The sequence below is a fragment of the Nocardia lijiangensis NBRC 108240 genome, from assembly GCF_001613045.1.
Classification (GTDB): Bacteria; Actinomycetota; Actinomycetes; order Mycobacteriales; family Mycobacteriaceae; genus Nocardia; species Nocardia lijiangensis.
In genome coordinates this window covers 1-13,558 of the sequence record NZ_BDBP01000090.1, presented here as the reverse complement: position 1 = coordinate 13,558, position 13,558 = coordinate 1, and the positions used below count along the sequence as shown (strand labels likewise).

Annotated in this window: 12 protein-coding genes; 8 read left to right on the top strand and 4 right to left on the bottom strand. The window is 68.5% G+C overall.

Translation table 11 applies throughout. The features are described from left to right. The first annotated feature begins 200 nt into the window (after positions 1-200). Complete coding sequence (locus tag NL1_RS28455) at positions 201-1,370, top strand: globin domain-containing protein (RefSeq protein ID WP_067845546.1); 1,170 nt, start codon at positions 201-203, stop codon at positions 1,368-1,370. A gap of 98 nt (positions 1,371-1,468) precedes the next feature. Here the strand turns inward: NL1_RS28455 and NL1_RS28450 are convergent, their stop codons facing one another. From NL1_RS28450 to NL1_RS28435, 4 genes are all read right to left on the bottom strand, one after another. Continuing rightward, complete coding sequence (locus NL1_RS28450) at positions 1,469-2,245, bottom strand: FAD-binding oxidoreductase (protein ID WP_067845544.1); 777 nt, start codon at positions 2,243-2,245, stop codon at positions 1,469-1,471. Between the two features lie 48 nt (positions 2,246-2,293). After that, the gene (locus NL1_RS28445; RefSeq protein ID WP_067845543.1) at positions 2,294-3,451 is read right to left on the bottom strand and encodes an FAD-binding oxidoreductase; all 1,158 of its coding nucleotides are present in this window, start codon (positions 3,449-3,451) and stop codon (positions 2,294-2,296) included. Between the two features lie 387 nt (positions 3,452-3,838). Further along, a complete protein-coding gene (locus NL1_RS28440) occupies positions 3,839-4,729 on the bottom strand; it encodes an LLM class flavin-dependent oxidoreductase (protein ID WP_067845540.1) in 891 nt (296 codons plus the stop codon). Between the two features lie 17 nt (positions 4,730-4,746). Next, positions 4,747-5,682, bottom strand: coding sequence for an NADP-dependent oxidoreductase (locus tag NL1_RS28435; protein WP_067845538.1), 936 nt, complete (start codon positions 5,680-5,682; stop codon positions 4,747-4,749). Between the two features lie 288 nt (positions 5,683-5,970). Between NL1_RS28435 and clpB the strand changes: the two genes are divergently transcribed. The 7 genes from clpB to NL1_RS28400 form a co-directional block, all read left to right on the top strand. After that, entirely contained in the window at positions 5,971-8,526 is a 2,556-nt protein-coding gene (gene clpB / locus NL1_RS28430; protein ID WP_067845537.1) for an ATP-dependent chaperone ClpB, read from the top strand. Between the two features lie 166 nt (positions 8,527-8,692). Then, complete coding sequence (locus NL1_RS28425; protein ID WP_067845536.1) at positions 8,693-9,475, top strand: DUF5666 domain-containing protein; 783 nt, start codon at positions 8,693-8,695, stop codon at positions 9,473-9,475. Between the two features lie 131 nt (positions 9,476-9,606). Then, a complete protein-coding gene (locus tag NL1_RS28420; RefSeq protein ID WP_245673604.1) occupies positions 9,607-10,656 on the top strand; it encodes a TtfA family protein in 1,050 nt (349 codons plus the stop codon). Between the two features lie 25 nt (positions 10,657-10,681). Then, on the top strand, positions 10,682-11,494 hold the full coding sequence (locus tag NL1_RS28415) for an SDR family NAD(P)-dependent oxidoreductase (protein ID WP_067845531.1): 813 nt from the start codon (positions 10,682-10,684) through the stop codon (positions 11,492-11,494). Positions 11,495-11,496: 2 nt separating this feature from the next. Further along, positions 11,497-12,066: an orotate phosphoribosyltransferase gene (gene pyrE / locus NL1_RS28410; RefSeq protein ID WP_067845528.1), complete on the top strand. Its 570-nt coding sequence runs from the start codon at positions 11,497-11,499 to the stop codon at positions 12,064-12,066. A 50-nt stretch (positions 12,067-12,116) separates the two neighbouring features. Beyond that, positions 12,117-13,175: a beta-ketoacyl-ACP synthase 3 gene (locus tag NL1_RS28405; RefSeq protein ID WP_067845525.1), complete on the top strand. Its 1,059-nt coding sequence runs from the start codon at positions 12,117-12,119 to the stop codon at positions 13,173-13,175. Between the two features lies 1 nt (position 13,176). Beyond that, positions 13,177-13,558: lysoplasmalogenase family protein (locus NL1_RS28400; RefSeq protein WP_245673603.1), on the top strand; the 382-nt coding region annotated here is incomplete at its 3' end.

Here is a 13,558-nt window from a genome sequence, read left to right as displayed (position 1 = left end):
GGTCTTTCGGTCTGTTATTTGGGCTTTTTTCGCTTCCGATTCTTGTTTCCATGGAATTCCATGCGTGATGTTTAATCGTTGCATTCCGTTGCTGGCTAACCTCGCCTACACTCCTTGGCATCGGCTGCTGTCGAGTGTCCCGCAGCACTTCACTCGCCGGCGCGCGTTGCGTTCTCGTGCGAAATGGGGTTGTGAGACAAATGGATTCGCGGACTGTCGCTTTGATCAGAACGACGTTCAAGGCGGTTGCTGCGGAAGAGGGCGGGCCCGAAAGACTAGCCAGGACGTTCTACGCGATCCTGTTCACGGACTATCCGCAGGTCCGCGATTTCTTCCCCGCCGCAATGGATTCTCAGCGCGACCGTCTCGTCAAAGCCATTGGTTATGCCTTGGATCGGCTCGAGGAGCCGAACAAGTTGTTGCCGTTCCTCGCTCAGCTGGGCCGCGATCACCGCAAGTACGGTGTGCAGGCCGAACACTATGTCGCGGTGGCCACCTCGCTGAAGGCCGCGATGCGCCGCTTCGCCGGGACCGAGATGTGGACCGACGAGGTCGAGAAGGCATGGGACGAAGGGTTGACCGTCATCAGCGACACGATGATGGGCGCCGCCGAGAAGGAGGCCACGCCCGCCGTCTGGTCCGGCCGTGTGCTCGAGAACCGGCTCGTGCTGCGCAATCTGGCGATCGTGCGATTACAGCTGGACCAGCCGATGCAGTACGCCGCCGGTCAGTACATGAGCGTGCAGATCCCGTCGCGGCCGCGGATGTGGCGCTATCTCTCGCCCGCCGTGCCCGCGAATGCCAATGGCGAGATCGAATTCCACGTGCGTGGTGTGCTCGGCGGTTGGGTCAGCCCGGCCATCGTCGGCCAGACGCAGGTGGGAGACCAGTGGTTGATCGGCTCGCCGCTCGGCGGGCTCGGCGTGCCGCGCAACACCAAACGCAAGATGCTCATGGTGGGCTGCGGTACCGGTATCGCACCGCTGCGGGCGCAGCTCATGCAGATGGCGTTGCGGCGAACCAATCCGAAGGTGCACCTGTTCATCGGCGGCCACCACCCGTGCGATCTCTACGATCTGGAGACGCTGAGCAATCTGGCCATGGCCAACCGCTGGCTGACCGTGACGCCGGTCAGCGAGAGCGACGAAAACCCGTGGTGGCATTACGAATCCGGGGAAGTCGAGCGAATATGGCCGGGGCTGGAGCCGCGCATGACCGGCCAGATCGGCAAGGTGGTCGCCAGCTACGGCCCCTGGGCCGATCGTGACGTGCAGATCGTCGGCTCGCCCTCGATGGTGCAGACCACCAAGTTCCGCCTGATGGCGGCGGGCACCCAGACCAAGAGCATCCGCCACGACCCGCTGTTCTAGGCGGGCGCTCGTCGTTCCGGCGAAGGCCGGGATCCAAGCGGGTGACGACTATCCGCGGGTCTGCGACTGGATCCCGGCCTTCGCCGGAACGATGGCGGTCAAAGCCCTTCGTACTGAATGCGTTCGGCGGGCGTGCCGGTCTCGACGAGCCGATCCAGCGTGGCCCGCGTCATCGCGGGTGAACCACACACGAGCACCTGATGACGATCGAACGCGCCGTGCGAGCCGACCACATCGGCCAGGGTGCCCTGCAGCAGTTCGTCGGCGGGGAATCCGATGTCGACGCGCGTCTGCTCGTACCACTCGTCTTCCCAGCCCGGGTCGTCCAGGCTCTCCACCACCGGGACGACGGTGAGCCAGTCCAGCTCCTCGGCGAGCAGGTACAGCATGTCGGAGGCGTACAGATCGCGCGGGGAGCTGCCGCCGACGAACAGGTAGGTGTTCGGCGGTTCGGGCTGCCTGGCCAGTTCCAGGATCTGCGCGCGCATCGGCGCGAGGCCGGTGCCGCCCGCGATCATCACTACCTCGTCGCCCTCGGGATCGACGGTGAACGCGCCCTGCGGCGCGGCGATGCGCCACTCGTCGCCCTGCTGGGTGTCGGCGACCAACGAGCCGCTGAGCCAGCCGCCCGGCACGGTGCGCACGTGGAATTCCAGCTTGCCGTCCAGCGAGGGCGGTAGCGCGGGGGAGAGCCTGCGGTGCACGCCGGGTTGCTGCGGCACCCGGACCTCGACGGACTGGCCTGCGATGAACGGAACGAACTCACCGATCAGGCGGATCACCGCCAGGTCGTGGCGCAAACGGTGGTGACCGACGACGGTCGAGGTCCACTCCGATTGCGCGACTCCGTTGCCGAGCGCGCCCGGCTCCGTCATGGGAACTCCTCTGGTGTTGTGGGGCATCGCGGCGGGGGCCGCGGTGGATCAGACGGGATCGCAGCTGATGACGTGTTCCGGGGTGCCGACCGCGATGAGCGCCCTGCGGGTGTCGGCGATCATCCGCGCCGAGCCCGCGATCTGGATCTGGCGGTCGGCCCACGCGCCGAAGCTGGCCACCACCGCGCCCAGATTGCCGACCAGTGTGCGGTGCATGCCGTAGGGCGCGTCGGTGGCCGGGTGCGGGTACCACCACGGATTGGTCTTCTGCTCGCAGACCGGGACCACCGTGAGCCACGGATTGCTCTGCGAGAGCTGCCACATGTTCTCCACGTCGTAGAGGTCGCAGGGGTAGCGGCCGCCGATGAAGAAGTGCACGCGCGGGTTGATACCGCGCTGGCTCATCTCGATGAGCTGGGCACGCAGCGGAGCGATGCCGGTGCCCGCGCCGATGAGCAGCACGTCGCGCCCGGTGTCGCGCTCCACGTGCAGCCCGCCGAGCGGGCCGCCGATCAGCCAGCGGTCGCCCACCTGCGTCTCGTTGACGATGGCCGGGCTCACCCACCCGCCGCGGATCTTGCGCACGTGGAATTCGATCTCGCCGTAGGGATTCGACGGAATCGCCGGCGAGAAGTAGCGCCACATCTTGGGCCGCTGAGGCACCGCGACCGGGACGTACTGCCCGGCTAGGTAGGGCACGGGGCTATCGGACTGCAAGCGCACGATGGCCAGGTCTTCGAGCACCCTGCGGTGGCCGACCACCGTCGCCTCCCAGTACGGCTGGGACTTGTCGGAGTTGGCGCCGATGGCCATCGAGGCCGAGATCAAGATCGTGATGTCGCGCCAGCCCTCCTCGAGCTGACGGGTCCATGCCGCGCCGTTGTACACGCGGAACGCGGCGAGCAGCGCACGGCCCGCCTGGTCATAATGGGCGGCCTCTACACCGTATTTGCGATGGTCGCGCGCCAGCTGCTCGAGAAACCTCTGCGCGCGATCCCAATGTTCCAAGTGGTCGAGCACGAATTGGATGGCCGTGGCCAGCCGCTTCGGTTGCATGTCCATCGCGGGCGGGAACAGCTCGCGCAGGCGCGGGTTCTCGGCGAACAGATGACCATAGAACGCACTGATCAACCGCTCGGGTCCGCCTGGTGATTCGCTCACCCAACGGAAGTTGGCGCGGACCAGCGCTGCCGAACGCGCATCCACGACGAGATGTCCTTCCTTCCCGCTTATAGCTGCGCATCCGCTATCGACTGCTGCGCAGGGACTTGCCCGTAACCGGCGGTCCTCCGGAGACAAGTATCCCCGAAAAGTCCGTGGTCGTGTGGGTATGCGCAGCATGCTCTCGACCGCTCCGGGTTATCCCTCGGCTAAGTCGGCAGCTCGGGATGTCCGCCCGGCTGGCTCACGGCGCTCACGCGCCCGCTGCTGCCTCGCTGCGCTCGGCCCCATGGTTGGGCCTCCGACCAGAATAGCGGGGGCAGGTGAACCTGCGCACGGTGTGGTTCTCTGAATGGGTACCCGCAACGGGAGGACAGGGGCCGCTCGTGCGCCATCTACGCACAAGTTGACCGCATCACCGGCGACCCGATGTCAGGATGCCCCGGCAACGGCGGCGCGAACGGCGGGCGCGACCTGCTCGGCGTACCGGCGGATCTGCTGCCTCGGATCGCCCTCGGTGGGCCAGAAGACGAAGGCATCGATGCGCTGGGCGGCGTGCAGCGCGGTCAGATCGTCCACCCAGCGGCTCACCGGCCCCTCCAGGAAGCCGCGGTCCACGCTGTTGTCGGTGATGGTGCCCGAGACGTTGTAGACCCGGCGGATCGCGAGCGGGTCCCGGCCCGCGCTCGCCGCGGCCTCGTCGATCCGCTTGCCCGCTTCGGTGAGGAACTCCGGCGGCGCCCAGGCCGCCGAGGGCAGCCAGCCGTCGGCCAGCGTGCCGGTCAGCGTCTGCATGCGCGGTCCCATCGCGCCGAGCCAGATGCCCGGGGCGTGCTGCGGTGGAGGGCCCGGGTGCGCGCCCGCGAGGCGGTGGAAGGCGCCCGGTACCCGGACCGCGCGCTCGTCGCTCCACATCGCGCGGATGACGTGGATCGCCTCGGCCAGCGCCTGCACCGCCTCGCCCTTGCTCAGCCGTTCGCCGCCCATGGCCGCGATGGCGTCCCAGAACGCGCCTGCGCCGAGCCCGAGCTGGATCCGTCCGCCGGTCATGATGTCCAGTGAGGCAACGGATTTGGCGAGCACCGCGGGATTGCGCAGCGGCAGGTTCGCGACGTCGGGGAAGAAGGTGATCCGTTCGGTCCGCACGGCGAGCGCGGTGATCAGCGTCCAGGTGTCGAGGAAGCGGCGCTGATAGGGGTGATCCTGGATGCCGATCAGGTCGAGTTCGGCGGATTCGGCGTAGGCAGCCACCTCGGTGAGCTGACCGTAGTCGTCGGCGTCGGGGATCAGGAACAGGCCGAATTCGACGGGGCGGGTGCTCATTTCGCGCTCTCGCTCGCTCAGATGGCCAGCACGGTCTTGCCGCGCGCGCCCGCGGTGCCGAGGACGGTGGGCGCCTGCTCCAGCGGAACGGTCGCGTCGATCGGCACCACCACGTCGCCCGCCGCGACGCGCGCCAGCAGCCTGGTCAGTTCCGGTGCGCGGCCCTTGGATTCGAAGTTGCCGCCGCGCAGGCCGCGGTCGCGCAGCGCGGCCTCGTCGGCCGAGAAGACGATGGAGTACACCGCGCCGCCCGCACGCACCAGTTCGGTCAGCGACGCGAGCGCCTCGGGCGGGCTGACCAGGTCGAAGAGCACGTCGACGCCGTCGGGGTTGGTGAAGCGCACCGAATCGGCGACGGGCGCCTGGCTGTAGTCCACCGTCTCGGCCGCGCCGAGCCTGGCCATCCGATCGGCGGTGTCGCCGCGCGCGGTCGCGATGACGTGCGCGCCCGCGATATTGGCCAGCTGTACAAGAAACGAGCCGACGCCGCCAGTCGCGCCGACGATGAGCACCTTCTGGCCGGGCCGGATCTCGGCCGCGTCGACCAGGTCCTGCGCGGTGACGCCCGCGGTCGGCAGGGCAGCGGCGGCCAGCGTGGTGACCGATTCCGGGATAGGCACCAGCGTCGCGTCCTCGGGTAGGACCGAATACTCGGCGAAGCTGCCGTGGCCGACGGGCGGGACGAGGAACTTGCCGACGACGCGGTCGCCGACCGTGAACTTCGTGACGCCAGGGCCGACCGAGGCGATGCTGCCCGCGCCGTCTACGCCGAGGATCGCCGGAAAGTCGTGCGGCAGCTTGCCTTCCAGGATGCCCTTGGCCATCTTGAGGTCGAAGGGGTTGACGCCCGCTGCGTCGAGTTGCACCTTGACCGCTTGCGTGCCGGGCTCGGGCACCGGCATCTCGGCCATCTCGACGGGATCTCCGAACTTCCGTATCACGATCGCGCGCATCGGTTCGCTCCTCGGTTCGGCTGAAGGGTGATGCATCAACTAACCGGTCATGGTGCTTGTATGCATCCCTACACCACCGGCGCTGCGATTCATCGCATTCGACGATGGCGCGGCGTAGCGTTGAGCCGCTGGAACGGCCGGGTGGCGGGCCGCCGGAAAGTTTTTAAACTTGAGCGGAACAGACTCAACCTTTCCCACGTTGGACCGATAGGAACAGCACGAGCCCGCGCGTCATCTCGCGCGGGAAGGGCACTCGATGCTGTGGAATCGACTAGAGGAAGGTGACTCGTGGACTCGTTCAATCCCACCACCAAGACCCAGGCGGCGCTGACCGCAGCCCTCCAAGCGGCGTCGGCCGCGGGCAACCCGGAGATTCGTCCGGCGCACTTGCTGGTGGCGTTGCTGGATCAGACCGACGGCATCGCCGCCCCACTGCTGAAGGCCGTCGGCGTCGACCCCGCGACGATTCGGCGCGAGGCACAGGACATCGTCGACCGGCTGCCCAGGGCGACCGGCGCGACCACCACGCCGCAACTCGGGCGCGAGGCGCTGGCCGCCATCACCGCGGCCCAGCGGCTGGCCACCGAACTCGGCGACGAGTACGTCTCCACCGAGCACGTCGTGGTCGGCCTCGCCCAGGGCGACACGGACGTCACCATGCTGCTCACCAAGTACGGCGCGACCGCCGACGCGCTGCGCGAGGCGTTCACCACCGTGCGCGGCAGCGCCAGGGTGACCAGCCCCGACCCGGAGGGCACCTACCAGGCGCTGGAGAAGTACTCCACCAACCTCACCGAGGCCGCGCGCTCCGGCAAGCTCGACCCGGTCATCGGGCGCGACACCGAGATCCGGCGCGTCGTCCAGGTGCTGAGCCGCCGCACCAAGAACAACCCGGTGCTGATCGGCGAGCCCGGCGTCGGCAAGACCGCGATCGTCGAGGGGCTCGCCCAGCGCATCGTCGCGGGCGACGTCCCGGAGTCGTTGCGCGGAAAGTCCGTCGTGTCACTGGATCTCGGCGCGATGGTGGCGGGCGCGAAGTATCGCGGTGAATTCGAGGAGCGGCTCAAGGCCGTGCTCGAGGACATCAAGAACAGCGCGGGACAGATCATCACCTTCATCGATGAGCTGCACACCATCGTCGGCGCGGGCGCGACCGGCGAATCGGCGATGGACGCGGGCAACATGATCAAGCCGATGCTGGCCCGCGGCGAGTTGCGCCTGGTAGGCGCGACCACGCTGGAGGAGTACCGCAAGCACGTCGAGAAGGACGCCGCCCTGGAGCGCCGCTTCCAGCAGGTGCTGGTCGGCGAGCCCTCGGTGGAGGACACCGTCGGCATCCTGCGCGGCATCAAGGAGCGCTACGAGGTGCACCACGGCGTGCGCATCACCGACTCCGCGCTGGTGGCCGCGGCCGCCCTCTCGGATCGCTACATCACCTCGCGGTTCCTGCCGGACAAGGCGATCGACCTGGTCGACGAGTCGGCCTCGCGGCTGCGCATGGAGATCGACTCGCGCCCGGTGGAGATCGATGAAGTCGAGCGCGCGGTGCGCCGACTCGAGATCGAAGAGGTGGCGCTGAGCAAGGAGACCGACGAGGCCTCCAAGCAGCGCCTGGAGAAGCTGCGCCAGGAACTGGCCGACGACCGCGAGAAGCTCAACCAGCTGATGACCCGGTGGCAGAACGAGAAGAACGCCATCGACCAGGTCCGCACCCTCAAGGAGCAGCTGGAGAGCCTGCGCGGCGAGTCCGAGCGCGCCGAGCGCGACGGCGATCTCGGTAAAGCGGCCGAACTGCGGTACGGCCGGATCCCGACGCTGGAGAAGGAGCTTGCCAAGGCCGAGAAGGTCAACGGCGCCGCGCCCGACGGCGAGGTGATGCTCAAGGAGGAGGTCGGCCCCGATGACATCGCCGAGGTGGTGTCCGCGTGGACCGGAATCCCGGTGGGCAGGCTGATGGAGGGCGAGACCCAGAAGCTGCTCCGCATGGAGGAGGAGCTCGGGCGTCGCGTCGTCGGCCAGAAGGAGGCCGTGCAGGCCGTCTCCGACGCGGTGCGCAGGGCGCGCGCGGGCGTCGCCGATCCGAACCGGCCGACCGGCTCGTTCATGTTCGTCGGCCCCACCGGCGTCGGCAAGACCGAACTGGCAAAGGCGTTGGCGGACTTCCTGTTCGACGACGAACGCGCCATGGTTCGGATCGACATGAGCGAGTACAGCGAGAAGCATTCGGTGGCCCGCCTGGTCGGCGCGCCTCCCGGCTACATCGGCTACGACCAGGGCGGCCAGCTCACCGAGGCGGTGCGGCGCAGGCCCTACACCGTGGTGCTGTTCGACGAGATCGAGAAGGCGCACCCGGATGTGTTCGACATCCTGCTCGCCGTGCTCGACGAGGGACGGCTCACCGACGGCCAGGGCCGCACGGTGGACTTCCGCAACACCATCCTCATCCTCACCTCGAACCTGGGTGCGGGCGGTGACAAGGACTTCGTCATGAACGCGGTGCGCTCGGCGTTCAAGCCCGAGTTCCTCAACCGCCTCGACGACGTGGTCATGTTCCACGCGCTCGACGAGGAGCAGCTGGAACAGATCGTCGACATCCAGCTCGACCAGCTGCAAAAGCGCCTGGCGCAGCGCAGGCTGAAGCTGGACGTCAGCGATTCGGCCAGGTTCTGGCTCGCCGTGCGCGGCTACGACCCGGTCTACGGCGCCCGCCCGCTGCGCAGGCTGATCCAGCAGTCCATCGGCGACACCCTCGCCAAGGAACTGCTCGCGGGCGAGGTCGCCGACGGCGACACCGTCAAGGTCGGCGTGAGCAAGGACGGCGACGGCCTGATCGTCGGCCGCTGAATGCGCAGGACGCCCTCGCCCGAGGTGGGCGGGGGCGTTCGCGTATTCGGCAGGTGGCTTACTTCGACGTGGGGGATCGGCGGCCCAGCGGGCGCTTGTCGGATCGAGTCCGTCGAATGCTCGCGGACGGCCGGAGCAGAGGTCTGGGTGCGCCTACTCTGGAAGCATGACGAACCCTAAGGATCCCTGGGGGCAGCGGCCGGGGGATACGCCGACCGAACACCTCGGTCCGCCGGGTGCGTCCGGCTACGACCCGTCCGGAGACACCACCCGGTACCCCACGCCCGAACAATTCGAGTGGGGCCCGCCGCCCGAGAACGCCACCAAACAGCTCCCGCCGATGGAGAGCCAGTGGGGCGGCTACGAAGGCGGCTACGGCAATCAATATCCAGGAGGACCCCAGTTCCCCGGTGCGCAGGGAATGAATCAGCCCGGGGGCGTTCCGCCGGGCGCCGTGCCGCCGGGCGGCCCACCGATGGATCAGCAACCGCCCAAACGCAATACAGGACTGTGGGTCGCGCTCACCCTGGGCGTCGTGGCGCTCGTCGCGGTGGCCGGAGTGGTCGCCGGGCTGGTGCTCGGCGAGCGGGACTCGTCGTCCACGACGGCAGCCGCGACCGCCACGCACACGACGACCCATCACCCGCCCGGACAGCCCGGCCCGAGCAAGCTGCCTGAGATGCCCGGTCTGCCCGGAATCGACGGCATCGGCGCGACCATGGGCACCATCAGCGCCAACGAGGCAGGCCAGCTCATCATCGACACCCTCTCCGGCAACACGATGAACGTGCTGACCGACGAGCTCACCCAGGTGATCTCGCTGTCCGGAGCCAAGCCCGCCGATCTGCCCGTGGGCGACATGGTCATGGTGCAGGGCGACAAGGGCCAGGACGGATCGATCCGCGCCAAGATCATCATCAGCACCGCGCTGCCCGGCGGCACAAGATGAGCGGCGCCCTCGCCTCCGCCCGGTCCGGGCGGAGGATCGAGGCAGGCCATCGTGCGGCGGCACAAGATGCGCGGCCCGGCGCGGCACCAAAGAAGGCGTTCCACCGGCCGGGCCTATTAGGGTAGACCGCGATGACGGCTATGTGGTTCGGGTTGGCGGCGATCGCGCTTGTTGGCGCGATCGTTCTGCTGTATTTCGATCGGGTCCAGCGACAGCGGACCGGTCACGCGCGCCAGGTCTGGGCGAAGGCCCAGGGGTACACCTACGTGTCGGTGGAACCGGCACTCCCGTCGACGTGGCGGCGCGGCGCGCTGGCCAAACTCGGCTACCTGTCGGCGGTCGACGTGGTCTCCGGTATTCGCAAGGGCGAGAAGTTCGTTCTGTTCGATCTGGAGGACGCCGCGACGCTGGTCGCGGTGCGCCGCCAGATCGGTTCGGACATCGATGTCGACATGCGGCTCAAGACCGCGTCCCCGCCGAAGGACGCGGATCTGGAGTTGCTCGGTGCCATCGGCGACCGGGTCGTCTTCGCGACGAACCCGGAGATCGCCAGGCACGCGGTCGATCAGCGGATGGTCGCGTTCATCGAGACGCTGCCCGACACCGTGCAGATGCTATGGAGCGAAGGCAACTGGACCCTCGGCATGCTGAATGTCGGCACGGCGGCGAAGGATTGGGAGTCCGCGATCGACTCGGTGCTGCGGCTGTCCGGTCTGCTGCACGTGCTGCCACCGGTCAGCGACCCGCGCGGGGGGGACAACGCCGATCACGACCCTGGCCGTCCGCACCCCAAGACCCGCGGCCGCGCCGAGGAGTCACGCGGGCAAGCCCGCGGCTCCTCCCGTGTGCTTCCGCCCGGTGCGGACGGCGACGACCGGGACCGCGGCTACGACGACCGCGACGATCGGGATTTCTCCGACAGCGACTTCGCCGACGAGGACTTCCTCGAGGAACCGGACGAGCGCGCGTCACTGCGCGCCGAGCCCGCGGGCGAGCAGTCGCGCCGACCCTCGCTGGCCGTCGTCCCTGATTCCAGGGTGCGCGAGGACCGCTGGTCCGCCGGCGACGAGCCCGAGGCCGACTGGGACGAGGAGCCGCGCCCCGCGGCCGACGAGCCGGACCGGCCCGGCGGCCCCTTCCACCCCGGATTCCGTCCGTACCAGGGCCCCGTGCCGCAGTGACACGCTCGATTGGATTTGTGCCGCGATGACCGACAGCTCCGTTCCCGCGCGCCTGCCCGGCGCCACCCGACCCGTCGCGCTGATCACCGGACCGACCTCCGGCATCGGTCACGGGTTCGCGCTGCGGCTGGCGTCGCTGGGCTACGACCTGGTGCTCGTCGCCAGGGACGCCGAGCGGCTGGAGGCGCTGGCCGACGAGGTCGAACGGAAATACGCCACCCGCTCCGAGGTGCTCGCCGCCGATCTCGCGCAGGCCGCGGACCGGGAGCGGGTCGCCGCCCGCGCCGCCGACGGCATCGAATTCCTGGTCAACAACGCGGGATTCGCGCACTCCGGGGAGTTCTGGACGCTGCCCTACGAGAAGTTGCAGGCGCAGCTGGACGTCAACGTCACTTCCGTGCTCCAGCTCACTCACGCGGCGCTGCCGTCGATGATCGCCGCGGCCAAGGGGTCGATCGTCAATGTGGCCAGCGTCGCAGGCCTGGTGCCGGGTCGGGGATCGACCTACTCGGCCTCCAAGTCGTACGTCGTATCCTTCACGGAAGGGTTGGCGGGCGGACTCGCTGGAACCGGGGTCCGGATCCAGGCGTTGTGCCCCGGATTCGTCCACACCGAATTCCATGAGCGAGCCGGTATCGAGATGTCCTCGCTGCCGAAACCGTTGTGGCTTTCCGTCGAGCAGGTCGTCGCCGGTTCGCTGAGTGATCTGGACAAGGACCGGGTGATCAGCGTGCCCGGTGCGCAGTACAAAGCGATCACGGCGATGGCCGGACTCATCCCGCGAACCCTGCAGGTCCGAATGAATCGGGGCCTGTTCAATTCACGCGGAAGGACTTAGACATGATCGACGAGGCGACAACCAGCGATTCCGTGCTCGGCACCGACCGTGAGAAATTGGCCGCGCTGGTGCGCGAGCTCGCCGTCGTGCACGGCAAGGTGACGCTGTCCTCCGGCAAGGAGGCCGATTACTACGTCGACCTGCGCCGGGCGACCCTGCACCACAGCGCGGGGCCACTGATCGGCAAATTGCTCCGCGAGCTGGTCGCGGACTGGGATTTCGACTCCGTCGGCGGGCTCACCATGGGCGCAGACCCGGTCGCGCTCGCGGTGCTGCACGCGCCGGGCCGCCCCATCGACGCGTTCGTGGTGCGCAAGGTCGCCAAGAGCCACGGCATGCAGCGTCAGATCGAGGGGCCCGACATCGTCGGCAAGCGGGTGCTCGTCGTCGAGGACACGACCACCACCGGAAATTCCCCGCTCACGGCGGTGCGCGCACTGCGCGAGGCGGGTGCGACCGTGGTCGGTGTCGCCACCGTCGTGGATCGGGAGACAGGCGCCGACCAGGTGATCGCCGCCGAGGGGTTGGAGTATCGCTCGATCCTCGGTCTCAAGGATCTTGCGCTGGGTTAGCCTGGACGACAGTTCGAGTTGTCCGAAAGTTGAAGGACGTGTGAGTCACCGTGGTGGGCATTGCAGTAAACAAGAGTCGCGAAAATGTTGCGATGCTCGGAATCGGTGCTTACCGGCCGCAGCGCATCGTCAGCAATGACGAGGTGTGCGAGGTTCTCGATTCGACGGACCAGTGGATCTACGAGCGCACGGGCATCCGTAACCGGCGCTGGATCAGCGGTGACGAGACGCTGCGGTCGATCGCCGCGGCCGCGGGTGAACGCGCGCTGGTGAACACCGGCATCGACCGGTCCAAGATCGGCGCGCTCATCCTGTGTACCTCCAGCTGGTTGAAGCTAACCCCGCACGGCGCCCCCACCGTCGCCTCCGATCTAGGCATCAACGGGATCCCGGCCTTCGACCTAACGTCCGGCTGCGGCGGCTTCGGCTACGGCCTCGGCGTCGCCGCCGACCTGATCCGGGCGGGCTCGGCCGACTACGTGCTGGTGATCGGCGCCGAGACGATGACCGTCGGACTCGACCCGACCGACCGCGGCACCGCCATGATCTTCGGCGACGGCGCCGGCGCGGTCGTCGTCGGCCCGAGCGAGGAGAACGGCATCTCCCCGACGGTGTGGGGCAGCGACGGCGAGAACGCCGAAGCGATCGCCCAGGACGTCGACTTCCTGGAGTTCATGAACAAGGCCCAGGCCCTGCAGGGCACCGACCCCGAGGTCGAGCCGGTCGGCCGGATGTCGCTGCGCATGGAAGGCCCGCGCGTGTTCCGCTGGGCGGCCGTCACGCTGCCGCGCGCGCTGGCCGACGCGCTCGAGGCCTCCGGGGTGGCCAAGGAGGACATCGAGGTCTTCATCCCACACCAGGCCAACGCCCGCATCAACGACCTGATGAAGAAGAACCTCGGCCTCGCCGACGAGATCCCGATGGCCAACGACATCGAGAACACCGGCAACACCTCCGCCGCCTCGATTCCGCTGGCCATGGAGGAAATGCTGGTCACGGGGAAGGCCAAGGGCGGCCAGCTGGCGCTGCTGCTCGGCTTCGGCGCGGGCCTCAGCTACGCGGGTCAGGTCGTGACACTGCCGCCCGCGCCGACCGAGGCGAGCTTCTGACATGAGTTCCACCGCAGCCCCGGCGCGGACCACCTCGTTCCCCGGCTCGGGGCGTCCCTTTCGCGCCGGATTCCTCGCCGCCGCGGCCGTGACCGTGCTCGGCGCGGTCACCGGCCGCGACCGGCTCCAGTGGGTCGCCAAACCGCTGATGATGCCGCTGCTCGCCGCCGACGTGGCGACCAGCGGCGTCGACATCGAGCCCACCGAGCGCACCATCCTGCTCGGCTCGCTCGGTGCCGCGACCGTCGGCGACATCCTGCTCATCGAACCCGACAATGACCGCCGGCTCATCGCGGGCGCGTCGTCGTTCGCGGTCATGCAGGCGGGCTACTCGACGCTGTGGTGGCGGCGCGGCGCGCGGCCCGCCGCCGCGGTCGCCCTGC